This window comes from Advenella kashmirensis W13003 (assembly GCF_000506985.1).
In the GTDB taxonomy this organism is placed as follows: Bacteria; Pseudomonadota; Gammaproteobacteria; order Burkholderiales; family Burkholderiaceae_B; genus Advenella; species Advenella kashmirensis_A.
The window spans coordinates 223,482-250,437 of the sequence record NZ_KI650982.1 but is presented as its reverse complement, the minus strand read 5'-3'; the positions used below and the strand labels follow the sequence as shown (position 1 = coordinate 250,437).

At 55.3% G+C, this 26,956-nt stretch carries 21 protein-coding genes; 17 read left to right on the top strand and 4 right to left on the bottom strand.

Annotated features, from left to right (window positions below; translation table 11 throughout):
* Positions 1 to 12 precede the first annotated feature (12 nt).
* From tcuA to trhO, 3 genes are all read left to right on the top strand, one after another.
* Entirely contained in the window at positions 13 to 1,407 is a 1,395-nt protein-coding gene (tcuA, locus tag W822_RS43150; protein ID WP_024007027.1) for an FAD-dependent tricarballylate dehydrogenase TcuA, read from the top strand.
* Positions 1,394 to 2,488, top strand: coding sequence for a tricarballylate utilization 4Fe-4S protein TcuB (gene tcuB, locus W822_RS43145; RefSeq protein WP_031243568.1), 1,095 nt, complete (start codon positions 1,394 to 1,396; stop codon positions 2,486 to 2,488). Before tcuA ends, tcuB begins: the two co-directional genes overlap by 14 nt.
* Before the next feature lie 132 nt (positions 2,489 to 2,620).
* Entirely contained in the window at positions 2,621 to 3,649 is a 1,029-nt protein-coding gene (gene trhO, locus W822_RS43140; RefSeq protein ID WP_024007025.1) for an oxygen-dependent tRNA uridine(34) hydroxylase TrhO, read from the top strand.
* 377 nt (positions 3,650 to 4,026) lie between these two features.
* Here the strand turns inward: trhO and W822_RS43135 are convergent, their stop codons facing one another.
* Complete coding sequence (locus W822_RS43135; protein WP_024007024.1) at positions 4,027 to 4,755, bottom strand: Smr/MutS family protein; 729 nt, start codon at positions 4,753 to 4,755, stop codon at positions 4,027 to 4,029.
* A 44-nt stretch (positions 4,756 to 4,799) separates the two neighbouring features.
* Positions 4,800 to 5,759: a thioredoxin-disulfide reductase gene (gene trxB / locus W822_RS43130; protein WP_024007023.1), complete on the bottom strand. Its 960-nt coding sequence runs from the start codon at positions 5,757 to 5,759 to the stop codon at positions 4,800 to 4,802.
* 420 nt (positions 5,760 to 6,179) lie between these two features.
* Between trxB and W822_RS43125 the strand changes: the two genes are divergently transcribed.
* From W822_RS43125 to W822_RS43095, 7 genes are all read left to right on the top strand, one after another.
* Positions 6,180 to 8,444: a DNA translocase FtsK gene (locus W822_RS43125; RefSeq protein ID WP_024007022.1), complete on the top strand. Its 2,265-nt coding sequence runs from the start codon at positions 6,180 to 6,182 to the stop codon at positions 8,442 to 8,444.
* Between the two features lie 257 nt (positions 8,445 to 8,701).
* The gene (gene lolA, locus W822_RS43120) at positions 8,702 to 9,433 is read left to right on the top strand and encodes an outer membrane lipoprotein periplasmic chaperone LolA (protein ID WP_024007021.1); all 732 of its coding nucleotides are present in this window, start codon (positions 8,702 to 8,704) and stop codon (positions 9,431 to 9,433) included.
* 127 nt (positions 9,434 to 9,560) lie between these two features.
* Complete coding sequence (locus W822_RS43115; RefSeq protein ID WP_024007020.1) at positions 9,561 to 10,898, top strand: replication-associated recombination protein A; 1,338 nt, start codon at positions 9,561 to 9,563, stop codon at positions 10,896 to 10,898.
* 242 nt (positions 10,899 to 11,140) lie between these two features.
* Positions 11,141 to 11,599, top strand: coding sequence for a hypothetical protein (locus tag W822_RS43110; RefSeq protein WP_024007019.1), 459 nt, complete (start codon positions 11,141 to 11,143; stop codon positions 11,597 to 11,599).
* A gap of 176 nt (positions 11,600 to 11,775) precedes the next feature.
* The gene (gene serS, locus W822_RS43105; RefSeq protein ID WP_024007018.1) at positions 11,776 to 13,134 is read left to right on the top strand and encodes a serine--tRNA ligase; all 1,359 of its coding nucleotides are present in this window, start codon (positions 11,776 to 11,778) and stop codon (positions 13,132 to 13,134) included.
* A 134-nt stretch (positions 13,135 to 13,268) separates the two neighbouring features.
* Positions 13,269 to 14,039: a peroxide stress protein YaaA gene (gene yaaA / locus W822_RS43100; protein ID WP_024007017.1), complete on the top strand. Its 771-nt coding sequence runs from the start codon at positions 13,269 to 13,271 to the stop codon at positions 14,037 to 14,039.
* Positions 14,036 to 15,268 carry an MFS transporter gene (locus W822_RS43095; RefSeq protein ID WP_031243563.1) on the top strand — a complete coding sequence of 411 codons (1,233 nt, stop codon included), beginning with the start codon at positions 14,036 to 14,038 and terminating at the stop codon, positions 15,266 to 15,268. The genes yaaA and W822_RS43095 overlap by 4 nt, the downstream gene beginning before the upstream one ends.
* A gap of 62 nt (positions 15,269 to 15,330) precedes the next feature.
* Here W822_RS43095 and W822_RS43090 read toward each other — a convergent pair whose 3' ends face one another.
* Positions 15,331 to 17,520 (bottom strand): FUSC family protein, encoded by a 2,190-nt coding sequence (locus W822_RS43090; RefSeq protein ID WP_024007015.1) that lies wholly within the window; start codon positions 17,518 to 17,520, stop codon positions 15,331 to 15,333.
* A 487-nt stretch (positions 17,521 to 18,007) separates the two neighbouring features.
* Here W822_RS43090 and W822_RS43085 point away from each other — a divergent pair, with 487 nt between their 5' ends.
* The 6 genes from W822_RS43085 to W822_RS43060 all read left to right on the top strand — a co-directional run bounded on the left by W822_RS43085 (position 18,008) and on the right by W822_RS43060 (position 24,509).
* The gene (locus tag W822_RS43085) at positions 18,008 to 19,726 is read left to right on the top strand and encodes an acetolactate synthase 3 catalytic subunit (RefSeq protein ID WP_024007014.1); all 1,719 of its coding nucleotides are present in this window, start codon (positions 18,008 to 18,010) and stop codon (positions 19,724 to 19,726) included.
* Between the two features lie 9 nt (positions 19,727 to 19,735).
* Complete coding sequence (gene ilvN / locus W822_RS43080; RefSeq protein WP_024007013.1) at positions 19,736 to 20,230, top strand: acetolactate synthase small subunit; 495 nt, start codon at positions 19,736 to 19,738, stop codon at positions 20,228 to 20,230.
* 66 nt (positions 20,231 to 20,296) lie between these two features.
* Positions 20,297 to 21,313, top strand: coding sequence for a ketol-acid reductoisomerase (gene ilvC / locus W822_RS43075; RefSeq protein ID WP_024007012.1), 1,017 nt, complete (start codon positions 20,297 to 20,299; stop codon positions 21,311 to 21,313).
* Between the two features lie 180 nt (positions 21,314 to 21,493).
* On the top strand, positions 21,494 to 22,273 hold the full coding sequence (locus W822_RS43070; protein WP_024007010.1) for a transporter substrate-binding domain-containing protein: 780 nt from the start codon (positions 21,494 to 21,496) through the stop codon (positions 22,271 to 22,273).
* Between the two features lie 70 nt (positions 22,274 to 22,343).
* Complete coding sequence (locus tag W822_RS43065; protein ID WP_024007009.1) at positions 22,344 to 23,486, top strand: methionine aminotransferase; 1,143 nt, start codon at positions 22,344 to 22,346, stop codon at positions 23,484 to 23,486.
* 33 nt (positions 23,487 to 23,519) lie between these two features.
* Entirely contained in the window at positions 23,520 to 24,509 is a 990-nt protein-coding gene (locus W822_RS43060; protein WP_024007008.1) for a Bug family tripartite tricarboxylate transporter substrate binding protein, read from the top strand.
* 96 nt (positions 24,510 to 24,605) lie between these two features.
* Here the strand turns inward: W822_RS43060 and W822_RS43055 are convergent, their stop codons facing one another.
* Entirely contained in the window at positions 24,606 to 25,508 is a 903-nt protein-coding gene (locus W822_RS43055; RefSeq protein ID WP_024007007.1) for a LysR substrate-binding domain-containing protein, read from the bottom strand.
* A 147-nt stretch (positions 25,509 to 25,655) separates the two neighbouring features.
* On the opposite strand from W822_RS43055, the gene W822_RS43050 reads away from it, so the two are divergent.
* Complete coding sequence (locus W822_RS43050) at positions 25,656 to 26,933, top strand: hypothetical protein (RefSeq protein WP_024007006.1); 1,278 nt, start codon at positions 25,656 to 25,658, stop codon at positions 26,931 to 26,933.
* The last annotated feature ends 23 nt before the right edge of the window (positions 26,934 to 26,956 follow it).

Here is a 26,956-nt window from a genome sequence, read left to right as displayed (position 1 = left end):
GAGGAAGCAGGCATGGATGAAGCGTTATCGTGTGACGTGCTCGTAATCGGCGGCGGCAATGCTGCGCTGTGCGCGGCCTTGTCCGCCAGGGAACAGAATGCATCGGTGATCCTGGTCGAAAGCGCGCCGCGTGCATGGCGGGGCGGCAATAGCAGCCACACCCGTAATTTTCGATGCATGCATCAGGCGCCGACAGATGTGCTCACAGACAGTTATCCCGAAGACGAGTATTTTCAGGATGTGTTCCGGGTCACGGGCGGTGAGACCAATGAAGAAATGGCGCGCTATGTCATTCGCGAAACCGAAGGCTGTACGCCATGGATGAAGGCCAATGGCGTGCGCTTTCAGCCTTCGCTGGGCGGCACGCTGCATCTGGGACGCACCAACGCCTTTTTTCTGGGCGGTGGCAAGGCGCTGGTTAACGCCTACTACAAGGCGGCCGAGAAAGCGGGGGTACAGATTCTGTACGAAACCGAAGCCAAAAGCCTGAATTTTTCCAATGACACGTGTGATAGCGTTGATCTGGTCGCCGACGGCAAGCCCTTGCGCATTCACGGCAAGTCGGTGGTTATTGCATCGGGCGGGTTTGAATCCAATGTGGCCTGGCTGGAAGAGGCCTGGGGTCCGGCGGCGCGCAATTTTCTGATTCGTGGCACCCGCTACAACCAGGGTGTCATGCTGCGAGAGCTGATGCGCAACAAGGCCTGTATTATCGGCGACCCCACCCAGGGACACGCCGTGGCCATTGATGCCAGGGCGCCGAAATATGACGGCGGTATTGTGACGCGTGTCGATTGCGTGTCGCTGGGTATCGTACTTAACAAGGAAGGCCGCCGCTTTTACGACGAAGGCGAGGACTTCTGGCCCAAGCGTTACGCGATCTGGGGACGCCTGGTCGCCCAGCAGCCGGATCAGATTGCCTATTGCATTATTGATTCCAAGGCCATCGGGCGGTTTATGCCCTCTGTGTTCAAATCCATCGCGGCCGATTCGATTGAAACCCTGGCCGAACGCCTGGGCTTGCCGGTGGCGACAACGGTGGAAACTGTAAAGGCTTTCAATCGTGCCGTTGAGCCGGGCACATTCGACCACAGCGTATTGGACGGTTGTCGCACGCAGGGTTTGCAGCCTGAGAAAACCAACTGGGCGCAAAAAATCGACACGGGTCCTTTTTATGCCTATCCGTTGGCCACGGGCATCACTTTTACCTATATGGGAGTAAAGGTCACCAAACAGGCACAAGTCATCATGGAAGATGGCGCGCTGGCCACCAATGTGTTCGCCGCAGGGGAAATTATGGCCGGAAATATTCTGAGCAAAGGGTACGTAGCCGGCTTTGGCATGGCTATCGGTACGGTATTTGGTCGCATTGCAGGTACGGAGGCAGCAAAGCATGCAACAGCTTGAACAATTGATCGAGGACGCCCGCAATTCTGTGGGCATTTGCAATTCCTGTCGCTACTGCGAAGGTTTCTGTGCGGTCTTTCCCGCGCTGGAACAAAGGCTGGATTTCACGCGCGGGGATATCCATTACCTGGCCAATTTATGCCACAACTGCAGCGAGTGTTATTACGCATGCCAGTACGCGCCACCCCATGAATTCAATGTCAATCTTCCGGTTCAACTGGCGGCAGTGCGCCAGACGACATACGAGACGTACGCCTGGCCGGCGGGTATTGCGCGCGGGTTCAACCGCAGCGGGTTGCTGGCCAGTCTGGGCTTTTTGCTGGCCCTGATTGTACTGCTGGGGCTTGCCTCTATTATTGGTGGCCCTCAGCAGGCCGACCTGGATGGGCAGTTTTATGCCATCTTTCCGCACGGCGTACTGGCGACGGTCTTTGGCCTCGCGGCCTTGTGGGTCCTGCTGGCAGTGGGAATGGGGTTTCGCAATTTTCTGCGTGACGTTGGGGAGTCACCCTCGCTGCTGTTGACCGCCGCACATGTTCGTCAGGGCTTATCCGACGCGTTCAGCCTGAAGTATTTGCACGGTAACGTCAAGACCGGCTGCACGTATCCGGACGACAATATTTCACCCTGGCGCCGACGCTTCCATCATTTTACGTTTTATGGATTCATGCTTTGTTTTGCGGCCACGGTGTTCGGCACCATTTTCCATTATGTCTTTGGCTGGCATGCACCGTATGCGTTTTTCAGCCTGCCCAAGCTGACCGGTACCGTCGGCGGCATCATGCTGGCCATTGGTACGGCCGGACAGTTCTGGCTTAAGCGCAAGGCGGATCCCGATATTCGCAACATCCGGCAAATGGGCATGGATTACGCCTTTATTGCCCAGCTGTTTCTGGCTGCAGTAACGGGGCTGCTGCTGATGGTGTTCCGCGAAACATCCGCGCTGGCGCCGCTGCTGGTGATCCATCTGGCCGTTATTTTGTCGTTGTTTATCACCATGCCGTTCGGCAAGTTCGTTCATGGTTTTTACCGCACAGGGGCGCTCATCAAATATGCAAAGGAACAGCCGGCATCGCACTGAAAACACAAGGGTTTGATTTACAATAGTAAATTAATTTTCTGGTAGCTTGCGAATAATCAAATAGACAGCTGTTCTGCCACGGGCAGGACGGCTAAAATGCAAGGCTTGCCACTTAAACCCGTACTCAGTTCTATGTCTCATACTATTGCCGCGCTATACAAGTTTGTTGATCTGCCCGATTTTGAATCGCTTAAGGACCCTTTGCAGGCCTTTTGCGAGCAGCACGAGGTCAAGGGCACGCTGTTGCTTGCCCGCGAAGGAATTAACGGCACGATATCCGGTTCCAAGGAAGGTATTGACGCGGTGCTCGCCTATCTGCGCAAGGATCCACGCCTGGCCGATCTGGAGCACAAAGAGTCATGGTCCGATGAGCGCGATCCGTTTCATCGCATGCGGGTTCGTCTGAAAAAAGAGATCGTGACCATGGGGCAACCCAATGTGAACGCCCGCAATGCAGGTACCTACGTGCCGCCCGAAAACTGGAATGACCTGATTTCCGACCCCGAGGTGGTGCTGGTCGATACGCGCAACGATTATGAAGTGGATATCGGCACCTTCAAGGGTGCGGTCAATCCGAACACCGTCACGTTTCGCGAGTTTCCGAACTGGGTGCAAACTCAGTCTGCTGAAGGCGGGGTGCTGGACAAAAGCAAAACACGCAAGGTTGCCATGTTCTGCACCGGCGGGATCCGTTGCGAAAAATCCACCGCCTATATGAAATCACTGGGCTTTGATGAGGTCTACCATCTGCAGGGCGGAATTCTGAAGTACCTCGAAACTATTCCACCTGAAAAAAGCCTGTGGGAAGGCGAGTGTTTTGTATTTGACGAGCGGGTCTCTGTCGGGCACGGCCTCAAGCCCGGCCAATATATACAGTGCCGCGCCTGCCGCCATCCGTTGAGCGATGAAGACCGTGCCTCGCCTAAATATATCCGCGGAGAGAGCTGCCCGCACTGCTGGGATGCCAAAACCGAAGAGCAGCGGGAGCGCTTTCGCGAGCGTCAGCGTCAGGTCGATCTGGCAGCTGCCCGGCACGAAGAACATATTGGTGCAGATATGGAAGAACAGATCCGGCGCCGCCGGGCGCTCAAGGAAGCCCGAAAAGAGCGCGCGCGCCAGCTTGCCATGCAAAAAGACGCACCTGGTGGTGCAGCAAAATAGTCGATATGCTAAAAACTAGTGCATTCCCTAAGTGTCATATATACGAATCGGGTGCATAATTTGTTTCATGCAGGTGAGGAGACAAACGCTCTGCATGAGCAGGTTTTACCCGTTAGCAGAAGTATTCGTTAAGGGGTCTTCGCGAAAAGCTGTACCCATAAGAACTATAATCCGAGAGGCGGAAAATCAATATAAATTGATTCCGCCTTTCTGCTTTTTGGCCGAGTATTTTATTTTTGACCGAGTATTTTATTAACCGCGTATTCTTCCGGCCGTCTATTTGTCCTGGCTGAGTTATTCCTCATGTGAACCTGCTTCGGCGTTGTTTCGTACGTTACTCCCCGGCATTGACACCATCATCTTTCAATGCTGAAACATCAGGCCGCCTCGGCCGCCTTCAGCAATACAATCTGCGCGCCGGTGCCACCCATGTTCTCGGGCGCTGGTGCAAACGCAAGCACCGCATCCAGATTTTTCAGCCACGATTGCACCTGGTCTTTGAGCACCGCTGTGCCTTCTGCAGACCCATATCCTTTGCCGTGCACAATACAAACGCAGCGCACCCGATGTTCCAGGCAGGAATGCAGGAAGCGATCGAAGCGCTCGGCGGCCTGTGCCGAATTGGCGCCATGCAGATCCAGGGTGGCGGCCACAGGCCATTGGCCCGATAGCAGCTTTTTGATTAGATCCACGCTGTCGGCGCGTTGCACATAGGCTCCCTCGGGAAGGTCGATTCGGCGTCCTGCTTTGCCAGGCTGCGCGGGCCGTTTCTGTACACGCGAATCGGGCTTGCCGGTTGGCTTGTGAGGGGCATTGGCGGGTGCGCCTTCGGCCTGGCGTCGCTTTGCCTGAAAGTATTCGTTGCGGGAACGATCAATCGCGCTGCGTTCATAGCGGTTGGCCTGGGGCAGGGGCGTGACGGATTTGACCGTCTGCCGGAAAAGCGCAATATCTTCCTGGGAGAAAACGGCAGAAGCTGCACCGGCCTGCTTTGCCGAGGGATGGCTTGTAGCCTTCCGGGCTTTTTCAAGACGGACTTCTTCGCGCGCCCGGGTTTTCTGCAACTGGCGCAGCTCTTCGAGCTTGCCTTTGATGGGAGTGACCATAGCGATTGCGGCCCGCACTGGTGAAAGAGACGGGCCGATCCTTGTTATTGCGGCTGGCTTTCCAGCCAGCGCTGTACGTCCAGTGCTGCCATGCAGCCGGTGCCTGCGCTGGTGATGGCCTGACGGTAAACGTGATCCTGCACGTCGCCCGCAGCAAACACACCCGGTACAGAAGTCATGGTGGCCAGGCCGCCATGGCCGCTCTTTGTGACGATATAGCCGTTTTCCAGCTCCAGCTGGCCCTCGAACAGGGTCGTATTGGGGTGATGGCCGATCGCGATGAACACGCCAGTAACCGCAAGCTCTTCCAGGTGGCCATCAACATGGCGCAGCCTGACGCCGGTCACGCCGCTCTGGTCGCCCAGCACTTCGTCCAGGGTGTTGAACAGTTTCAGCGACATATTGCCGCCGTTGACCTTGTCCATCATCTTGTCAATCAGAATAGGTTCGGCGCGGAACGAGTCACGGCGGTGAACCAGGGTGACATGACGACAAATATTGGACAGGTAAAGGGCTTCTTCAACCGCCGTATTGCCACCGCCCACCACAACGACATCCTGATTCCGATAGAAGAATCCGTCGCAGGTGGCGCAGGCCGAGACGCCTTTGCCCATAAAGGCCGTTTCGGAAGGCAGGCCCAGGTATTTGGCCGAAGACCCGGTGGCAACGATCAGGGCGTCGCAGGTAAAGGTGGTGCCCGATTCAGACACCAGTTTGAAGGGGCGGGCAGACAAGTCGGCCTCTTTGATGTGTTCCTGCACGATGTCGGTATTGAAACGGGTCGCATGTTCCAGAAAACGCTGCATCAGATCGGGACCCTGCACGCCTTGCGCATCGGCGGGCCAGTTGTCTACATCTGTGGTAGTCATCAATTGCCCGCCCTGTTCCATGCCGGTCACCAGTACCGGATTCAGGTTTGCTCGGGCTGCGTAGACGGCGGCGGTGTAGCCTGCCGGTCCGGCGCCCAGTATCAGCACTTTCGCGTGTTTGGTGTTGTCAGCCATTGTATCTTGTCCTATAAAGCCAATCGGCAATTATAATGGATCGCTGTCGGGCGGCATTCAAAACCTTGGACCCGCCGCGGTTTTCAATGGGCCCGATGGGCGCCATCCGGTAAAAGCGGTACGTATTAGTCGTATCGGTGGCACTCACGTTCCGAAATAACACACTTTATATGCGGGCGTATCCTGTGAAAACAACAGCTTACGGCCCATTTGCAACCAATGCGTATTGCGCATGCACAATATAAATAACATTTAATATCAATAAGCTATAATGCTTTATTGACTGAATTTATAGCTATGGCACGCACTTCAAATACCGTCTCCACCCGATCCGCCCGCAATACACGCAATACGGGATCCCGCTCGTCCGCCAGGAACGCGCGCAATGCACAGAATGCCGAGCCCAGCCGGCTGGCTTCCATGTTTACGGAAGCTAAGTGGGTCCTGTATGCTGCGCTGGCCGCCGCCCTGTCGGTCATGTTTTTCACCTGGCATCCGAACGATCCAGGCTGGGTCAGCACGTCTTCGTCTACGCTCGTACATAACCGCTTGGGTGCTGTCGGGGCGTATGTGTCCGATATTCTGCTGTATTTGTTCGGGCTGTCTGCCTGGTGGTTCGTGGCCTTATGCCTGAAACGCATGTGGGTGGGCTACAAACTGTTGATGCACCGGCTGGTGCCTAATGCCGATGCCGCGTTGCCGCGTGTGCATTGGGAGCAGGGTGTCGGATTTGCGCTGCTGTTTATCGGTTCACTTGGCTTTGAGGCCAGTCAACTGGCCCATGTGGGTGCGCAATTGCCTGGCGGGGCCGGCGGCGTACTGGGCCAATATATCAGCCTGCTTTTTTCGACTGCAGTGGGCGTGCCCGGCGCGGTCCTGATCCTCTTTTTCATGGTTGTACTCGGGCTTGGGTTATTCCTGGATTTCTCCTGGCTGTCGCTGGCAGAGAAAATCGGCTCAGGTATTTTGCGTATGTTGACTGCTGTAATCAATCTGAAAACGGCGCGGCAGGACCGCAAGGTCGGCGAGATTGCCCAGGTGGCCCGCGAAGAACAGGTGGTCACGCAGAAAGAGCAACTGGTGCATGAAACCTCAGTGCGCATTGAGCCGCAGATTACTGTGTTTCCCACCTCCGAGCGCGTGCAAAAAGAAAAACAGCGCACTCTGTTTGAGCCACCCAAAAATGCCAGTGGCGAATTGCCTGCACTGGAATTGCTGGATCCGGCCAGTGAAAATATTGAATCGGTCTCGCCCGAGACCATTGAGTACACCTCGCGTCTGATCGAGAAAAAACTGCGTGATTTTGGCGTTTCGGTCACAGTTGTTGCGGCCCAGGCCGGACCGGTCATTACCCGCTATGAAATTGAGCCGGCCACCGGCGTCAAGGGTAGCCAGATTGTGAATCTGTCCAAGGATCTGGCGCGTGCGCTCAGCCTGGTCAGTATCCGCGTGGTGGAAACCATTGTCGGCAAGAACCTGATGGGCCTGGAATTGCCCAATCCGCGTCGGCAAATGGTGCGCCTGTCGGAAATTATCGGTTCCAAGACCTACCATGACAACGGCTCGTCGCTCACGATGGCGCTGGGCAAGGACATTGCCGGCAACCCGGTCGTGGCCGATCTGGCCAAAATGCCCCACCTGCTGGTGGCCGGTACGACCGGCTCTGGCAAGTCGGTGGGGATCAATGCCATGATTATTTCATTGCTGTACAAGGCCGATGCTTCGCAGGTCAGATTGATCCTGATCGACCCGAAAATGCTGGAAATGAGCATTTACGAAGGCATCCCGCATCTGCTGGCACCCGTGGTAACCGACATGCGCCAGGCGGCCAATGCGCTGAACTGGTGTGTCGGCGAAATGGAAAAACGCTACAAGCTCATGAGCAAGATGGGCGTGCGTAATGTCAGCGGCTTCAATAGCAAAATCCGCGAAGCCACCAAGAAAGGGGAGTCCATTCCCAATCCGTTTTCGCTCACGCCCGAGGAGCCCGAACCGCTCAAAACGCTGCCCATGATCGTGGTGGTCATTGACGAGCTGGCCGACCTGATGATGGTGGTGGGCAAGAAAATTGAAGAGCTGATTGCCCGTTTGGCGCAAAAGGCACGGGCGGCCGGCATTCATCTGATCCTGGCGACACAGCGTCCCAGTGTGGATGTGATTACCGGTCTGATCAAGGCCAATATTCCGACGCGTATTGCGTTTCAGGTCTCTTCCAAAATTGACTCGCGCACCATTCTTGACCAGATGGGTGCAGAGACGCTGCTGGGGCAGGGCGATATGCTGTATCTGCCGCCCGGAACAGGGCTGCCCAATCGTGTCCACGGCGCCTTTGTTGATGACGATGAAGTGCATCGCGTGGTGGATTATCTGAAAGAGCAGGGTGAGCCGGACTATATTGACGGCTTGCTGGAAGGTGGCGTGGGCGGCGAAACGGGTGATGGCGTGGGCAGTGTGACCGGTTTTACCGATAATGAATCCGATCCGCTGTATGATCAGGCCGTTGCCGTGGTCCTGAAGAACCGTCGTGCATCCATCTCCTCGGTCCAGCGTCATTTGCGCATCGGTTATAACCGCGCAGCACGCTTGCTGGAACAGATGGAGCAGTCCGGTATCGTGTCGACCATGCAGTCCAACGGCAACCGGGAAATTCTGGTGCCGGCCGGCCAGGAAGAACCCGACGCCTGATGCGGGCCCCGGCGCGCGGTGATTGGTGCCGTAATACAGTGACACATCCGCTTTGAGCTCATGGCTTTTCTTCAAATGGCGACATCCCTTTAACGGATGCCGTTTTATTTGCAGCGCCCGCCAGATTTCAAAGACGCAATTGTATTTACGATTCTGTTACATCCCCTGGCGCAGAATTAATGGTAAAACAGGACCATGTCATCGGCAGCAGAATGAACACGCGAGCTGCCGCAAGCAACAACAACAGGAGTCCACTTATGAAAAAATCTGTACTTGCTTTTTGCCTGGCAACGGTGATCGCAGTGCCGGCCACGACATTTGCTCAGGATATCAAGGTGAACCCCGATCTGATGAACCCCGACGCGGGTTTGTCGACCACGCTGGACGGGGTCACCTTTGAAAAAATCCCTGAAGTAAAAAACACGCAGCAGACCGATGCGCGCCAACAGCTGAAGGACTTTGTGGCACAGGTCAAATCGGCCAGCGGCGAGTTTGCCCAGAAAACGTCCGGAGGCAAGGGTAAAAACCGGGCCGCGCAAACCGGCACCTTTTCTTTTGAACGCCCCGGAAAATTCAACTGGAGCGTTACCAAGCCTTATGCGCAAAGCGTGATTTCCGACGGCAAAACGGTCTATCAGTACGACCCGGATTTGCGTCAGGTCACGGAGAGACCGGTAAGCAAGGCCGTGGGCGCCTCGCCTGCAGCCATTCTGTTTGGCTCGGGAACGCTGGACGACTCATTCAAACTGTCTGCGCTGCCGGATAACCAGGGCATGGTGTGGATGCGCGCCACACCCAAGGTGACCGATGCCGGTCTGTCCCATGTGGATATCGGCTTTGCCAACAATCTGCCGGCTGAATTGATTATTCTGGATTCTTTCGGCCAGACTACATCCATCAAATTGCGCAACTTCAAGCCCAACGCGAAAATTCCGGCCAGCGCATACCAGTTCAAGGCCCCTCCCGGCGTGGATACCGTTAAAATGTAAAGAGTCAGAGGGCACGTGCCCTTGCCGCATTCCAATGTATTGGGGCCGCTATGACGGCCCCTTTTCTTTTTGTTGATGAGCCTGTGAGAAGGCGTCGCCTTCTTGCGGGTTCGGTGAAAATGGTGTTATGAGCGATATTTCCGATAGCGATCTGTTCAATGGTGCCGGAGCAGGGATCAACGCCCCGCTGGCCGAGCGGTTGCGCCCGCGCACGATCGACGAGGTGATCGGGCAGTCGCATCTGTTGGGGCCTGACAAACCGCTGCGCGTGGCGTTCGAGGCGCGTCGGCCTCATTCCATGATTTTCTGGGGTCCGCCAGGGGTGGGCAAAACCACACTGGCCCGGCTGATGGCCGATGGTTTTGATGCCCAGTTCATTGCGATCTCGGCCGTGCTGGGCGGAGTTAAGGATATCCGCGAAGCGGTAGTCAACGCGCAGGTTGCCCAGGCGCAGGGTCGCAAGACCATTCTATTTGTGGATGAAGTGCATCGCTTTAACAAAGCGCAACAGGATGCGTTCCTGCCTTATGTGGAAAGCGGCCTCTTTACGTTCATCGGCGCAACCACCGAAAACCCGTCGTTTGAAGTCAATTCGGCGCTGTTGTCGCGGGCTCAGGTATATGTGCTGACCTCGCTGTCTGAAGAGGAGTTGGGCGAGCTTTTGAAGCGGGCCAAAGAGAGCGGCGCCATTGATCTTGACTTTGACGAGAAGGCCATTGCCATCCTGACCGGCTATGCCGATGGCGATGCGCGACGCTTTTTGAATTTGCTGGAGCAGACCAGTACTGCAGCGGCCGCCGCGCAGGTGACGCAGATCACGCCGGAGTTCATGCAGAACGCATTGACCCTCAATTTGCGGCGCTTCGACAAGGGCGGTGACAACTTCTACGATCAGATCTCGGCCTTGCACAAATCGGTGCGCGGCTCCCATCCCGATGCCGCCCTTTACTGGTTCACGCGCATGCTGGACGGGGGTGCTGATCCGGTCTATCTGGCGCGCCGGATCGTGCGTATGGCATGGGAAGATATCGGTCTGGCCGATCCGCGGGCCATGCAAATGGCCAACGAAGCGGCGGCGACGTATGAACGGCTGGGGTCTCCGGAAGGCGAACTGGCCCTGGCGCAAGCGGTGATTTATCTGTCTGTCGCGGCCAAAAGCAATGCGGGCTACAATGCTTTCAATCAGGCTCGTGCGTTCATCAAGCAAGATAAATCACGGGAAGTGCCGGTCCATCTGAGAAACGCACCGACCAAGCTTATGAAAGAATTGGGCTACGGACATGAATATCGTTACGCGCACGATGAGCCCGATGCCTATGCTGCCGGCGAGACGTACCTGCCCGAGGGGATGCGCGAACCGCGTTGGTATCGCCCTGTGCAACAGGGGCTGGAAACCAAAATTACCGAGAAGCTCAATTATCTGCGGTCGCTCGATCAAGAGGCCCGACAGAAGAAAAAACGCTGAATAGTCGGTGCCGTGTTGCGGGTCAAAGAGGCCGAAAGCGTCTTCCTTAACCGTTCAGCACAAATACAGTTACAGAATGTCGCGTAATACAACGTGCAAAAGCGCCAATTGAACCGGTCTAAGGAGTAAGTTAGATACAGACGGCAACGATTGTCGGACGTCCCCTGGAGTCCTGTCGCAATGGGTAATCTTGCGGCGCGCACGATGGGGCAGATAACTTCATCAACAACAAGGAGCGACAAATGAACAGGATGACTATCTCTGCGATGGCTGGCGTTATTACGCTGGCGCTGGGCATGCAATCGGCCCTGGCGGCAAATACGCAGATGAACACCGACAGTAAAATAGATCAGAAACCAATGCAGCAGGGCAGTACGACGAAGGCGCCCACCCCGGGCTGGGAAAAACTCAGCAAAAGCAAAAAATGGAAATCGACGGAATCGGGCACGGGCATGCAGCATAGCGCCAATATGAAAACGGACAGTAATGTTGTACCCGAGCATAAGGCGGGCAGCGGAATGACGATGTCGCACGAAGCGGGACACATGTCGAAAAAAGAGCATGACGGGAAAATGAAGTCTGGTGCAGCAAAGCCGGCCACGCAAAACGGTGCGATGCCTATGCAGCAAGATCCCAGTATGAAATCCGACAGCAACGTGGTGCCCGTCAAGAAGGGCGAGATGCCCAAACCGGGTATGTAGATACTTTGTCTGCCAGGGGAATGCAGCCGCAGTGGGCATGAATCGCAATTTTCGGTGACAGTATTTTTGGGACTGGCAGGCCTGGAAGGCCTGCGGTTCGGCTTGCGCGCCCACCGGGCGCGCATAGCTGTATATAATGATTACCCGAACCTTCTCCCACACGAAACCAAAAAATCATGTTAGATCCTGTTTTATTGCGAAAAGAGCTCCCCGTTGTCATTGCCGCGCTCAAACGGCGCAATGTCGAGTTCGACGAAGCACGCTTCAATCAGCTCGAAGCCCGGCGCAAAGATGTGCAAATTCAGACTGAAACCCTGCAGGCGCAGCGCAACACGCTGGCCAAGCAAATCGGGCAGCTCAAGTCGAAGGGAGAAGACGCCAGTGCGGTTCTGGCTGAATCGCAAGCCATTCCGGCCAGGCTCAAAGCACTTGAAGAAGAACTGGGTGGTATCCGGGCAGAGCTGGACGGCTGGCTCATGACCATTCCCAATCTGCCGCACAGCTCGGTGCCCGATGGCAAGGATAGCGACGATAACGTAGAAGTGCGTCGCTGGCTGGGTGTCCAGGCCGGCTATGTCACAGACCACAGCGAGCCAGCTCCTAAAAACTTCGACACCCAGGATCACGTCACCGTGGGTGAGCGTCTGGGTCTGGAATTTGACACGGCAGTCAAACTGACCGGTGCACGTTTTTCCTTTATGCGTGGCGGCATGGCTCGCCTGCACCGGGCGCTGGCGCAGTTCATGCTGGACCTGCATACGACTGAGCACGGCTACACTGAGTGCTATACCCCCTATATTGTCAATAGTTCCACTCTGCTGGGTACAGGCCAGTTGCCCAAGTTCAAGGACGATATGTTCTGGGTGACTAAAGGGGGCGAGGACGAGCCGCAGACTGATCAGCATGGCAAACCGATTGAAAAAGAAGATCTGTACCTGATTTCTACCTCTGAAATCACCCTGACCGCCACGGTCAAGAACGAGATCGTACCGGGTGCCCAATTGCCGCTGCGTTTAACGGCGCATACACCATGTTTCCGTTCCGAAGCCGGCAGCGGCGGTCGCGACACCCGCGGCATGATTCGCCAGCACCAGTTCGACAAAGTGGAAATGGTGCAGATCGTCCATCCCGAGACGTCCTACGACGCCCTGGAGCAAATGGTCGGACATGCCGAGAAAGTGCTGCAATTGCTGCAATTGCCTTATCGCGTGGTGCAATTATGTACGGGCGACATGGGCTTTGCTGCGGCCAAAACCTACGATCTCGAAGTCTGGATCCCGGCGCAAAACACCTGGCGTGAAATTTCCTCTGTCTCCAATTGCGAGGCGTTTCAGGCGCGCCGCTTGCAGGCCCGGTTCCGCAATGAGCAGGGCAAAACCGAGTATCTGCATACACTCAATGGCTCAGGTCTGGCGGTTGGACGCACGCTGGTTGCACTGATCGAAAATTACCAGCAGGCCGACGGCAGCATCGATATTCCTCAGGCCTTGCGTCCCTACATGGGCGGTGTGGCAAAACTGACGCCTTCTGCTTAAAACGTTTCACAATGGCGGCAGCCGGACCAAACGCGGGCCGGCTGCCGCGGTTCATCAGGCATGATGCATGTGCCCGCTGCGAGCCACCATGTTTTTACGATTCATCACCTTCATTCGATACAAGGTTGTCCGTCATGCTTTTTCTGCTTTCTCCCGCTAAAAAACTCGATTACGACTCACCCGTTACGACGACTGAACATACTCAGCCGCTCTTCGTGAAGCGTTCCACTGAACTGATCAAGGTACTGAAAACCAAGACCGCAGACGATATTGCGGGTCTGATGAAGCTGAGTCCGGCGTTGTCCGAGCTGAATGTGCAGCGTTATGCCGAGTGGAAACCCAAATTCGACCAGAAAAATTCCCGCCAGGCGGTGCTGGCGTTCAATGGTGATGTGTACGAGGGCCTGCAGGCCGACACGCTGACCCAATCACAATTGCAATGGGCGCAGGAGCATGTCGCGATTCTGAGCGGCCTGTATGGCGTGTTGCGTCCGCTGGATCTGATGCAGCCCTACCGCCTGGAAATGGGCACGCGCCTGCAAACACCCGCTGGGAAAAATCTGTATGAATTCTGGGGTGATCAGATTGCCGGCTATCTGAATGAAAGACTCGATGATGAAACCTCGCGGATCGTGATTAATCTGGCGTCCGAGGAGTATTTCAAGGCCGTTGATCTGAAAGCGCTGAATGCCCGCGTGGTGCAGTGTGTTTTCCAGGATTACAAAAACGGCGTATACAAAATCATCAGTTTCAACGCCAAACGGGCCCGTGGGTTGATGGCGCGTTTTGCCATTGAAACCAAAGCGAAAACGCCCGCCGCCCTGAAAAAATTCAATGTTGAAGGCTACGCATTCGCAGAAAAAGAATCTACGGACGACAAACTGGTTTTCCGGAGAAAAAAATGAGCCGCCAGGCGGCGATCAGAATTTTTGTTCTGTTTGCGCTGGGGTATTTTCTATCCTATGTTTATCGGGGCTTGAATATCGGCTTTGCGCCGTTTCTGTCTCGCGAAATGGATCTGACGGCCGGTGACCTTGGCCTGCTGACCAGTTTTTACTTCATCGGCTTTGCGCTGGCGCAATTGCCTGCAGGGCTGGCGCTGGACCGCTATGGTGCGCGGCGCACCGACGCCGTGCTATTGCTGGTTGCCGCGGCCGGTACCGTACTTTATGGCATGACGCACAGCATGCAGGGTCTGATTGTCGGGCGCATTCTGATCGGCGTGGGCGTTTCCGTTTGCCTCGGAGCGGCGTTTCTGGCGATCGCGCAGAATTTTCCCTCCTCGCGCTGGCCACTTTTGAACGGGCTGATGGTCGCGCTGGGTGGCCTGGGCGGGGTGGTCGTGGGCACGCCGCTGGCTATTGTGCTGACTCACAACACCTGGCGGGAAGTCAGCGTCGGCATGGCTGTTGTGACGCTTGCCGTTGCGACCGTCATCTGGTTGCTGGTGCCGGAAACAAAACAGCGCCACACCGCCCATGAGTCGGTCAGCAAGCAGATTCAGGGCGTGCGCATCATTTTGAAAAATCCGGTGTTCTGGCGCGTCGTCCCGTTTCCGTGTGCGGTAGGTGGTGCTTTTTACGCTGCGCAATCGCTTTGGGTCAAGCCTTATCTGACCGATGTATCGGGCTTTACCGCCCGCCAGGCCGACAGCCTCGTATCCATGCTGGGGCTGACCATGGTAGCCGGCACATTCATCACCGGCATGCTGGCGCGTCGCATTGAACGCTACGGCTTGGGATTGCGCGCTTTTTGCGGACTGGGCATGCTGTTGTTCGTGCTGGTGCAGGTCCTGATCGTCTTCCGGGTGCCGATGCCGGCAGCGTTGATCTGGGGTGCCTACGGTTTTCTGGCCGCCAGTTGCATTCTGGCCTATGCGCTTCTGGCCGAAGTGTTTCCGCGCAAGGTGGTTGGCCGCGTCACCACGGCGTTCAATATGATTTTCTTCATCAGCATCTTCTCCATGCAGGTGGGCGTCGGTTATGTGCTGGATTTCTGGACGTCAGAGAATGGCCATTACCCGGCGCAGGCGCATCTGACGGCCTGGGGCATTATGGTCGCGGCGCAACTGGCGTCGGCCGTGCTGTATCTGTGGCCTGGCACGCTCACGGTTGACGAGCAGTTATTTGAGTAAAGATATCGGCGCACACGGCAGGTCGCGCGCCGCTACCACAATCAGCCCCTCGTCATCTCCGTTTAAAGCAGTCCGATATTGGTGGCCTGCTGACGGATCCGCAGCGCAGCCTGCTGCATCTGCTTGAGCGGGAACACCAGGCTGCCGTACTGACCTTCGGTTTCAATCTGCGATGGCGCTTCCGTTATTGACTGGGCATCCTTATTCAGCAAATCAGAGACATTGCTCAGGGTCTGCTGCATATTGGGCGGAATTTTGTCCAGTCCGGCCAGCACGGGCGCAATGGCGGCAATCTGACTGGCCACGGCATCGGTCTGCACAAGAATGGTATTGAGTTCCTTGATATGAATCTGTTTCGATTTGGGCTCGTTCATCATGCGATAGAAACTGTCGGCGAACGCGCCGAAGGCCGAGTGCATATTCTTGCGGCATAGCTGCGCCTGCACATAGCGTTCATTGTCGGCAGAGGGCACCTTGTGTTCGGGATCGGCATGAACCGAATTGATATATTCCTGAACGGCCTGGATATAATCATGCGCGGCGGCAATGGCGTCCTGGGCCAGTGGCATGATACGCTGCTTTTCCCACCACGGCAGGATTGAGGCGCAGGCAAGGGCCAGCACACAGCCGGCCAGGGTATCCAGTGCCCGTTCTCCGATAATCAGCAAATTGCCCGGGCTCAGGAAGTGAAAGGCGATCAGAATGTAGACCGTCATCAGCGCGGAACTGAGCGGATAATTGGTCAGAACAAAGGCGTTGCCCAGTACCATGGCCGGAATCATGATAGCGATCAGGATAAACGGATTACTGGTCAGGTTGAAAAGGGCAATCGTTACCAAGCAGCCGACCAGTGTGCCGGCCAGCCGGCCGATCGTGCGCTGGCGCGTGAGCGCGAACCCCGGCCGCATAATAATGAGGACAGTCAGGATGATCCAGTAACTGTGCGAGGTAAAGGTGCGCACCAACTCCGAATGACCATAGACCAGGCTGACCACAGTTGAAATAAGCAGCACCAGCGTTACCACAAATGTGGTGCGTAGTGCATAGCGGAAAATGGACGACTGCAAATTCAGATTACGCTTGAACGGGTCCAGCGTGATGGCCTGGGGGGTAATGAAGCGGCGCAGCGATTGATCCCGCTTCAGGCTGTCAACCGGCTCCAGCCGCGAGCCGCGCAGATTATCGGCAATGCGGTCCACGAACCGGCTGGCGTTACGCAGGCGGCGCACAATTTGCACCAGCAGCAGATAGGTTTCCGGCTCGGTCTTTTGTATGCCTTCCTGCTTCAGTTGCAGCAACTCGTATTCCATTGCACGCAGTTCTGCCTTGACGCTATTGCGGTAGTCTACCGGTTTGTTGCGGGCAAGGCTGTAGGCGGTTCTGTTCAACGTGCGACTGATTTTGAACAGGGTATCGCGCATGAACAGCAGAATGTCGTGATCCTGGAAACGTGCCCGCAGCGTGGCATAGTCGGTCTGCGAAGCTACCATGGTGTCGAGCAGCGCGATCATATCGATAAACACGTTCCACAGCAAAATACGCTGCTGGTCCCCTGCATCGTTACTGCGCGGAAGATTACGCAGCACCACATCGCGTGCACTCTGGTGCTGCTCGGTCATGGCGATCATTTGCGGGATCAGCCGCCGGTAGCTGTCATCCAGGTTTTTATGGGTATCGTAGAAATCAGCACGCGTACTGACATAAGAGGAAGTGGCATACAGCGCTGCAGACAGCGTTTGCCGTTCTTCGCGCAATTTGAACAAATGGCTGATGGACGTACTGTACAGAATATAGAAAATACCACCCATGGCGGTATAGCTGGTATGCATCAGGGCCTGATCAACCGACAGGGGCGTATGCATGGACAGCATCATCTGCAGCAGACAACCGAAGCCGATCAGGCCGCCGCGGCGGCCGTAGACCGAGAGCATGGAGTAAAAGAACACCTGGGCCGACACAACCAGCCAGAGCAGCGCGGGGTAGGGGCTGGCCAGTCCGGTCAGCAGGCCCGATAGTTGCCCCAGCACAATACCGCCTAGCATTTCATTGAGTCGTGAGCGCTTGGTGCCGCCTACCTGGTCAATGATGGCCGGGCACAACGCGCCCGTGGCCAGTGCGACCCCGATCATGGGCTGGTTGAACAGGCCGGCCATGACGAATACGGGCAACAAGACCCCTGTGGCCTGGCGCGTGCCGTGGAAAAAATTGGAGCTGTAGAAGAATTTGACGAAATTTTCCGCGCGTATATCCATACACCCAACCAGTGAAAAGCTCCGCGTTCCCAACGCCCGCCCAGACCGTTTCCGGTCATGCCAGCGAACGAGCCACGGCAAGGATTCCTATTGTACCGTCATGCGCCAATATATTTATGCATAATGAAAATTCCCGATTGCGTTTGTTGTTGCAATGCGGTACATTTGAGGACTATACCTGCGGACAATCCGTCGCTGGTCATTACGCATTCTCTTTTTTAGCTATCCGCTTCAAATGCAGTGCGCCTGAATTTAACGAACAATAGCGGTTATTCGTGCCAAAAGCGTGAATAAACGTCTCCATTTCGAACTCTCCCGCACCCAGTGTGCGCGCAGACCCAGATTGATGGCCAAGGCCGGTTCATCCATGTCTGCAGGTGGCGTTCCTCCGTGAGGAACAAAGCGCTGCAGATGTCGACGACTCCGCCCGACGCCACAGGTCGCAAGACCAATCAACGCGGGAATGCTGGTTATGAAAGGAAATAACATGGAACTCAATGGCGCCGACATCGTCGTGCGTTGCCTGGCCGAAGAGGGCGTCGAGCACGTTTTCGGTTATCCGGGTGGCGCGGTGCTCTATATATACGACGCAATCTATAAACAGAAAGACTTCAAGCATATCCTGGTGCGCCACGAGCAGGCTGCCGTGCATGCGGCCGATGCCTATTCGCGCTCGTCCAACAAGGTTGGCGTGTGCTTGGTGACCAGCGGCCCGGGCCTGACCAATGCGGTCACCGGTATCGCCACCGCGTATATGGATTCGATTCCGCTGGTGATTATCAGCGGGCAGGTGCCTACCAAGGCCATTGGCGAAGACGCCTTTCAGGAATGCGACACGGTCGGTATTACCCGGCCTTGTGTCAAGCATAACTTCCTGGTGCGCGACGTCAAAGACCTGGCCGATACAATGCGCAAGGCGTTTTTTATTGCACGCACAGGCCGTCCTGGCCCGGTTCTGGTGGATATCCCCAAGGATGTCTCCATGACAATGTGCAAGTACGCGCCTCCCAAGTCGGAAATCAAAATGCGCTCTTATGCGCCTGTGGTCAAGGGGCATCTGGGACAGATCAAGAAGGCCGCCCAGTTGCTGGCTTCTGCGGAGCGCCCCATGATTTATGCAGGCGGCGGCGTCATTCTGTCCGACGCATCGGAAGAGCTACGCGAGCTGGTGCGCCTGAGCGGCGCGCCGGTGACAACGACACTGATGGGGCTGGGTGCGCAGAATCCCGATTCCGGGCAGTACCTGGGCATGCCGGGCATGCATGGCACGTATGAAGCCAATATGTCCATGCAAAATTGCGATGTGCTGATTGCTGTGGGTGCACGTTTCGATGATCGCGTGATCGGCAACCCCAAGCATTTTGCCCAGGCCCAGCGCAAAATAGTTCATATTGATATTGATCCATCCTCCATTTCCAAGCGCGTCAAGGTGGATATTCCCATCGTGGGCAACGTCAAGGACGTGCTGCAGGAAATGAACCAGCTGGTATCAGATGCGCAAGCCGAACAGAAAACGGCGCGTTCCCTGCAGGACTGGTGGAAACAAATCAATGAATGGCGCGGTCGCGATTGCCTGAAATATGATCATGACAGCGACCTCATCAAACCTCAATTTGTGATTGAAACCCTGTGCAAGGTCACCGAGGGCAATGCCTTTGTGACCTCCGACGTGGGCCAGCACCAGATGTGGGCGGCGCAATACTATCGCTTCAACCATCCGCGGCGCTGGATCAACTCGGGCGGCCTGGGTACCATGGGCGTCGGCCTGCCTTACGCCATGGGCGTGCAAATGGCACACCCTGATGCACAGATCGCCGTGGTTACCGGCGAGGCCTCGATCCAGATGAACATTCAGGAGCTGGCCACCTGCACGCAATATCATTTCACGCCCAAAGTACTGTGTCTGAACAATCGCTATCTGGGCATGGTGCGTCAATGGCAGGAAATTGACTATCAGTCGCGCTATTCCGAGTCCTACATGGATTCCATCCCCGATTTTGTCAAACTGGTCGAAAGCTATGGCCATATCGGCCTGCAGATCGATAAGCCTGCAGATGTCGAGCCGGCGATCAAGGAAGCATTCGGCAAGCACAAAGACCGCCTGGTCTTCCTGGACTTCATCACGGACCGGACTGAAAATGTCTGGCCCATGGTCAAGGCAGGCAAGGGCCTGACGGAAATGTTGCTGGGTTCAGAAGACTTGTAAGGGGAAACCATGAAACACATTATCTCCATTCTGCTGGAAAATGAACCCGGTGCGCTCTCGCGCGTGGTGGGCCTGTTCTCGGCACGGGGCTACAATATTGAAACCCTGACCGTGGCCCCGACCGAAGACGCCACCCTGTCGCGCCTGACCATTATGACTACCGGTTCGGAAGACGTGATCGAGCAGATCACGAAACACTTGAACCGGCTGGTTGATGTGGTTAAAGTAGTCGATCTGACCGAGGGTGCTCACGTCGAGCGTGAACTCATGTTGGTCAAGGTCCGGGCGGTGGGCAAAGAACGCGAGGAAATCAAGCGCCTGGCCGATATCTTCCGGGGCCACATTGTGGACGTCACCGACAAATCCTACACGATCGAACTGACCGGCGTGCAGGACAAGATCCAGGCCTTTCTGTCTGCGCTGGATCGCAGCTCCATCCTGGAAACGGTGCGCACCGGCGTGTCCGGCATCGGACGGGGCGAGCGCATCTTGCGGGTAGTCTAGGCGAGCGGCAACAGCAGTACAGCAGACATTCAAACTAACAAATTCAACTAATTCTTGAGGCTTTAAATGAAAGTTTTTTACGACAAAGATTGTGACCTGTCCCTGATCAAAGGCAAAAACGTCGCCATTATCGGTTACGGTTCCCAGGGCCACGCCCATGCGCTGAACCTGCATGAGTCCGGCATCAACGTGACCGTTGGTCTGCGCAAAAACGGCGCGTCCTGGAGCAAGGCTGCCAATGCCGGGCTGAAAGTGGCCGAAGTGGCTGACGCCGTCAAAACCGCCGACCTGGTCATGATCCTGTTGCCTGATGAAAACATCGCCCAGGTCTACAAAGAGCACATCCACGCCAATATCAAGGCGGGTGCTGCGCTGGCGTTCGCCCACGGTTTTAACGTGCATTACGGCCAGGTTGTACCGCGCGATGACATCGACGTCATCATGATTGCCCCCAAGGCGCCTGGTCACACGGTTCGTGGTACCTACTCGCAAGGTGGCGGCGTGCCGTCACTGATCGCTGTGCACCAGGACAAATCCGGTGCTGCACGCGACGTGGCCCTGTCTTACGCCAGCGCCATCGGCAGCGGTCGTGCCGGTATTATTGAAACCAACTTCCGTGAAGAAACCGAAACCGATCTGTTCGGTGAGCAGGCCGTGCTGTGCGGCGGCGCCGTTGAACTGATCAAGGCTGGTTTTGAAACCCTGGTGGAAGCCGGCTACGCGCCCGAAATGGCGTATTTCGAATGCCTGCACGAACTCAAGCTGATTGTTGACCTGATCTATGAAGGCGGCATCGCCAACATGAACTACTCTATCTCCAACAATGCCGAGTACGGTGAATATGTCACCGGCCCGCGCATCGTAACAGATGAGACCAAACAGGCCATGCGTGCCTGCCTGAAAGACATTCAGACCGGCGAATACGCGAAGAGCTTCATTATCGAAAACGCTGCTGGTGCACCGACACTGACATCACGTCGTCGTATCAATGCCGAGTCCGAAATTGAAGTGGTCGGCGCCAAGCTGCGCGCCATGATGCCCTGGATCGCCAAAAACAAACTGGTTGATCAAAGCAAAAATTAAGAGTAGGCTTTTGCGCCAGAGGCATCATCCAGGTCCTGGCGCAACACAAATGCAATATGACCCTGTTTCGGGCGGCCGCACCCATCTGGCGTGCCGGCCTGCCGAAACAGGTCTGACGCGCTACTTTATGATTTCAAACCTCTGTTTTGCAGGGGTTTTCTTTTTTGAAGGCGGCAAGCTATGAAGATCAAAACAATCATCGCGGCGGGCATTCTTGCCGTGACAGCGATTGGCAGCACGACATGGGCACAGGATGTTCTGAAGGTCGGGGTCGAAGCCCTTTATCCGCCCTTTGAAAGCAAAACACCCGATGGCAAGCTGGTGGGGTTTGACGTTGAACTCAATGATGCCGTCTGTGCACAGCTCAAAGTCAAATGCGAATGGGTGGAAACCAGCTTTGACGGCCTGATTCCCGCGCTCAACGCACGCAAGTTCAACTACATCAATTCGGCCATGAATATTACCGAGCCCCGGCAGAAAGTCATTGATTTTACGGTGCCCATTTATGATGTCCCCAGCCAGCTGATCGCCAAAAAAGGCTCAGGCCTGCAGTCTAATACCGAAAGTCTCAAATCCACCGTAGTAGGGGTGTTGCAGGGATCTGCCCAGGAAGCATTCGTCAAAAAGCACTGGGCACCCAAAGGCGTTAAAATTGTCTCCTACGCCTCACAGGACCAGATTTACCAGGATCTGCAAAGTGGCCGTATCCAGGCCGCCGTGCAGAAGACGCCAAGTGCAGTCAGTGGTTTTCTGGAAAAGCCCGCTGGCAAGGACTACGAAATTACGGGTGATCCCCTCAATGATCCGTCTGTATTGGGTGTTGGCACAGGTTTTGGCATACGCAAGGGCGACCAGGAACTTAAAAAGCGTCTTGACGGGGCGATTGATGCTCTCAAGAAAGATGGTACGATTAGCAAACTGACTCAAAAATATTTCAACGCCGACTGGGTCGCCAGATAAGTCAATTGTGTGACGAGCACAACCGGCCCTGGCGGCCGGTTTTTTTCATTCTGTTTTTCAGGTAACGATCATGCAGATCCGTTCCAAGCTGCCCGATGTGGGCACCACTGTTTTCAGCGTTATCGGTGATCTTGCCGAACGTCATCAGGCCATCAATCTTTCGCAGGGCGCGCCTAATTTTCCATGCGCGCCCGAGCTGATTGATCACGCGATCGACGCCATGTCCGAAGGTCATAACCAGTACGCTCCCATGATCGGCATCGAACCTTTGCGCAACAAGATCGCCGAAAAAATCCAGTTGCTGTATGGGCATAACTATGACGAAGTTGCTGAAGTGACCGTTATGGGCAGCGCCAGCGAAGCGTTGTATTGCGCGATTGCTGCGTTGATTCATCCGGGCGACGAAGTAATCTATTTCGAGCCCTGCTTTGACAGTTATGCACCGTTATTGCAATTGCAATCGGCCAAACCGGTAGCCATCAAACTGCAGGCGCCTGCCTATGCAATAGACTGGGATGCAGTCCGGGACGCGGTCAATGATCGTACCCGCATGATTATCATTAATTCGCCGCACAATCCCACCGGTTCCATTTTGTCGGACGCCGATATCGTGGCGTTGCAGCAGATCGTTGCCGATACCGATATCGTGATTTTGTCTGACGAAGTCTACGAACATATGGTGTTCGACCAGGATATACATCGCAGTATGTCACGTTACGAAGACTTGCGGGAACGGGCCGTGGTGGTCACCTCGTTCGGCAAGACATTTCATGTGACCGGCTGGCGGGTCGGCTCCTGTGTCGCGCCGGCTGCTATCACGGCTGAAATCCGCAAGATTCATCAATTCCTGATGTACAGCGCTGATACGCCCATGCAGTACGCTCTGGCCGCCATGATGGAAACGCCCAACCACTACCTGAATTTGCCTACCATTTATCAGGAAAAGCGGGATTTGCTGGCGCATGCACTCAGAAATTCGAAATTTGATATTCTTCCGTCCAGGGGTGGCTTTTTCATGCTGGCCAGCTTTCGCCAGTTCAGCTATTTGTCTGATGTGCAAATGGTGCGCAAACTGATCGAGGAGTTTGGCGTGGCCACGATTCCGGTGTCCGCCTTCTATTCGGACCAGACCGACCTGGGCGTGATCCGCCTGTCGTTCGCAAAGGATGACGCCACCCTGGAAGAGGGTGCCCGGCGCCTTTGCAAACTCTGACCCGATTCCGTTCATTCATTCAAGGAAAATCATATGCAATTCGTCAAAAAAATGACCTTATGCGCCGTCTTGGGCGCAAGCGGCATGGTGGCATTGTCTGCCCCGGCTGCAGCGCAGGACAACTGGCCGTCCAAACCTATCACCTTTATCGTTCCTTATGCCGCCGGTGGATTTGCCGATACCCGCATGCGCCTGCTGGCGCGTGAACTGGCCGACGAACTCAAAACAAGCATCGTGGTCGAAAATAAGGCCGGCGCGGGTGGCATTATCGGCACCGAGTTTATTGCCAAGGCCAAGCCTGATGGCTATACGATCGGCAGCGGCAATCTGGCGCCGCTGTCCGTCAATCCGACGCTGATGCCCAAAAATGTCAAATATGATGTTAAAAAAGATTTGGCGCCTGTGATTCTGATCGAGGAAAGCCCCCTGATCCTGAGTGTCAGCAATAAACTGCCGGTCAAGAGCCTTCAGGAGTTGATCGACCAGGCGAAAAAGGAGCCGGGCAAGCTGACTTTCGGTTCGTCTGGCGTGGGCGGTGCTCATCACCTGTCAGGCGAATTGTTTGCGTCTGAGGCAGGATTGAAACTCACGCATGTGCCCTACAAGGGCGGTGCACCGGCAGGCAGTGATTTGATGGCGGGCCATATCGATATGATGTTTGAAATGGGCTATGCCGCCATGCCGGCGATTGATGCGAAAAAAGTGCATCCGCTGGCCGTGACCAGCAGCAAGCGCCTGCCGCTGTTGCCCGACGTGCCTACCATGCAGGAAGCCGGCCTGAAAAATTTCGAGTCGTATAACTGGCAGGGCGTTATTGCCCCGGCCGGCACACCCGAACCCATCATCAGCAAACTGAACACCGCGTTCAACAATATTCTGAAAAAGCCTGAAGTGCAAAAAGCGTTTGATAGCACGGGTGGCCAGTCCGCTGGCGGCACGCCTGAAGACTTTGCCAAGTTTATCCAGAGTGAAACCCAGAAGTGGGCCGAGGTGATCAAAACCGCGAATATCTCACTTAACTGATTCGGGCTGAATGTCCGGCAAAAAAGCAGCGTCATACACGACGCTGCTTTTTTTATTCTGTTCAGCCTTTATGGTGCAATTTTTGCCACCGTGTCGCTACTCGAATTTCAACTGCTGAATATGAGCGCGTAGAATATCGATGAAGTGCGTGGTCAGCAAAGACGGGGCAGTGTGCGTAGGCAAGGCCAGCTGCACTGGCGTGGCAATCTGTGGATGAAAGGGCTTGATGAGCAGCCGCCCCTCAAAAGTGGTGGCCACATATGGGTTGACGATACCGATTCCCGTTCCGGCGGCGACCAGTGCACAGACTGTGATTGAAGACGGCGTTTCGATAATAAAATCATGAGAAATGTGATGCGTGTCCAGAAAGTGCTTGATCTGCTGGGTCAGCTCGTCCGAGTCGCTTAATGAGATGATTTTCTGGCTCTTGATGGTTTCCAGATTGATGCGATCGGCCTGTTTGAGTCGGTGATCCAGCGGGAGCACGCAAACCGCCGAGGTACTGGTCAGCACCTCGGTGTGCAGATCGCTATCTTCGATTCGCCCAGTGGTCAGCACAATATCCACCAGATCCTGTTGCAGAAAATTGGATAATTGCGGCGTACCGGCAGTTTCCAGGTCGATATGGGTTTTCGGGAATTTTTTCAATAATGTTGAGATGACCTGTGGCAGCAGTCCGATGCCCAGCGTCGGGGTACAACCGATACGCAGCGTACCCACGCCCGCCTTACGCATTGAATCGACAACGGTTTCAATGCGTTCGAGACCGCTGAAATAGCGTTCAATGGTTTTGTGCAGCATCCTGCCTTCGCTGGTCGGGCGCAACCGTCCGCCATGCAACTCGAATAATTTCAATTGTGTGGATGCCTGCAATTCCTGCAGGCGCCGGCTGATCGACGGCTGGGTAGTATTGAGCATTTGGGCTGCGGTGGTGGTGGTGCCCGTCTGCATAACCGCGCGAAACGCCGCCAGTTGCTGAAAATTGAGTGATTTGCTCATTAGGACAATCCCGTACGAATGACATACTTATCCTATGAAGTATATCAATTTTGCATAGTATTCACCTAAAAAAGAATTTGTATGTATGCGGCTGCGGTTTTAGTCTGACTCCCTACACAATTTCAGTCACTTAGTGCAGATTTTTTTATGGACCACACAAAATACATATCGAGTATGTCGCCATGCCGGCGCGTTGGCGACGATGGCATGCATCATTTCTTCGGCTACTACAACAAATCAAACTGGAACAAGGTGGGCACCCGTTTGCTGGCCAACCGTGTTCCTTTCATGACCGCGCAGCTGGCGCCGGGCCTCGCCGCAGAAGTGGGATACTTCGATCTTGCTGACAACGAAAAGTTTGTGACGGTCGATTCAACCACAACCTGGAACTGGCAAATGGGTTGCCAGCTGCAGTGGCTGGATGGCCGGGAAGGCAATTATTGCATTTACAATACCCGCAGCGAATCGACCGACGGGCCGTACCCAGGCTTTCAATCCACCATATGCAATGTGGATACCGGCGAGAAAACCCGCTTGCCGGTCCCGATTACGGTCGTGGCGCCCAATAGCCGTTACGCACTGGGCGTCAATTACAGCCGCCTGTTTATTACCCATGAAACCATTGGATATTGGCAGAACAACCCGCCGTCCATACCGAATCTGGCCGACGATGACGGCATCTACTATCTGGACCTGGATACCGGCGCCTACCGGCTGGCCGTCAGTTTGCAGCAACTGAGCGAGTTTCACCATGTCGAATCCATGGACAAGGCGATTCACTGGATTTCCCATGTAGAAATCAATCCATCCTCCAGTCGCGTGCTTTTCCTTCATCGCTGGACCGAGCGGGTAGAAGATGAAACCTGCTTTTTGCATCGGCTCATTACCATGGACCCCGACGGCTCAAATCTGCGCCTGCTGGAAGACTCCGATCATCCGTTGCCGCAGCTGGCCGATGATTTTGACCCCGAGGCGGTGGGGACGTTCGATTACGAAAAGTCCGAGTATCAGATATCTCATCCGTTATGGTGCGACGATCAGCGGATTATTGTCTGGAGTCCGCACGACGGTCAGATTCATTATCATCTTTATCACGATACGGATGCCGGTCAGGTGCAGGTCGTAGGCAAGGACATTCTGACCGAGAACGGCCATATGACCTATTCTCCGGTCAACAAGCGCTGGCTGCTGAGCGATACCTATCCCGATGCGGACACGAATCAGCGGCTGCTGATCCTGTTTGACATGGACAACAATGTTTGTCATAAACTGGGCAGCTTCTACACCGATCCCGCGTTAAAGAAAGTCAATCGCTGTGACCTGCATCCGCGCTGGCGTCGCGACGGCATGCAGATTTGTATAGACTCGGTGCACGAATCCGAGAGGCAGCTTTACTTAATTGATGTATCTCATATCGTAGGTTAGGTTCATACCAGAACAGGGAGAAA

Bases quoted from the DNA above. Each gene is read 5' to 3' on its own strand.
- W822_RS43090 (WP_024007015.1), bottom strand. From the start codon at position 17,520: ATGGATATACGCGCGGAAAATTTCGTCAAATTCTTCTACAGCTCCAAT.
- W822_RS43125 (WP_024007022.1), top strand. From the start codon at position 6,180: ATGTTTACGGAAGCTAAGTGGGTCCTGTATGCTGCGCTGGCCGCCGCC.
- W822_RS43135 (WP_024007024.1), bottom strand. From the start codon at position 4,755: ATGGTCACTCCCATCAAAGGCAAGCTCGAAGAGCTGCGCCAGTTGCAG.
- ilvC (WP_024007012.1), top strand. From the start codon at position 20,297: ATGAAAGTTTTTTACGACAAAGATTGTGACCTGTCCCTGATCAAAGGC.
- tcuA (WP_024007027.1), top strand. From the start codon at position 13: ATGGATGAAGCGTTATCGTGTGACGTGCTCGTAATCGGCGGCGGCAAT.
- lolA (WP_024007021.1), top strand. From the start codon at position 8,702: ATGAAAAAATCTGTACTTGCTTTTTGCCTGGCAACGGTGATCGCAGTG.
- W822_RS43065 (WP_024007009.1), top strand. From the start codon at position 22,344: ATGCAGATCCGTTCCAAGCTGCCCGATGTGGGCACCACTGTTTTCAGC.
- W822_RS43055 (WP_024007007.1), bottom strand. From the start codon at position 25,508: ATGAGCAAATCACTCAATTTTCAGCAACTGGCGGCGTTTCGCGCGGTT.
- W822_RS43095 (WP_031243563.1), top strand. From the start codon at position 14,036: ATGAGCCGCCAGGCGGCGATCAGAATTTTTGTTCTGTTTGCGCTGGGG.
- ilvN (WP_024007013.1), top strand. From the start codon at position 19,736: ATGAAACACATTATCTCCATTCTGCTGGAAAATGAACCCGGTGCGCTC.
- serS (WP_024007018.1), top strand. From the start codon at position 11,776: ATGTTAGATCCTGTTTTATTGCGAAAAGAGCTCCCCGTTGTCATTGCC.
- W822_RS43050 (WP_024007006.1), top strand. From the start codon at position 25,656: ATGGACCACACAAAATACATATCGAGTATGTCGCCATGCCGGCGCGTT.
- W822_RS43110 (WP_024007019.1), top strand. From the start codon at position 11,141: ATGAACAGGATGACTATCTCTGCGATGGCTGGCGTTATTACGCTGGCG.
- W822_RS43070 (WP_024007010.1), top strand. From the start codon at position 21,494: ATGAAGATCAAAACAATCATCGCGGCGGGCATTCTTGCCGTGACAGCG.
- tcuB (WP_031243568.1), top strand. From the start codon at position 1,394: ATGCAACAGCTTGAACAATTGATCGAGGACGCCCGCAATTCTGTGGGC.
- W822_RS43115 (WP_024007020.1), top strand. From the start codon at position 9,561: ATGAGCGATATTTCCGATAGCGATCTGTTCAATGGTGCCGGAGCAGGG.
- trxB (WP_024007023.1), bottom strand. From the start codon at position 5,759: ATGGCTGACAACACCAAACACGCGAAAGTGCTGATACTGGGCGCCGGA.
- W822_RS43060 (WP_024007008.1), top strand. From the start codon at position 23,520: ATGCAATTCGTCAAAAAAATGACCTTATGCGCCGTCTTGGGCGCAAGC.
- yaaA (WP_024007017.1), top strand. From the start codon at position 13,269: ATGCTTTTTCTGCTTTCTCCCGCTAAAAAACTCGATTACGACTCACCC.
- trhO (WP_024007025.1), top strand. From the start codon at position 2,621: ATGTCTCATACTATTGCCGCGCTATACAAGTTTGTTGATCTGCCCGAT.
- W822_RS43085 (WP_024007014.1), top strand. From the start codon at position 18,008: ATGGAACTCAATGGCGCCGACATCGTCGTGCGTTGCCTGGCCGAAGAG.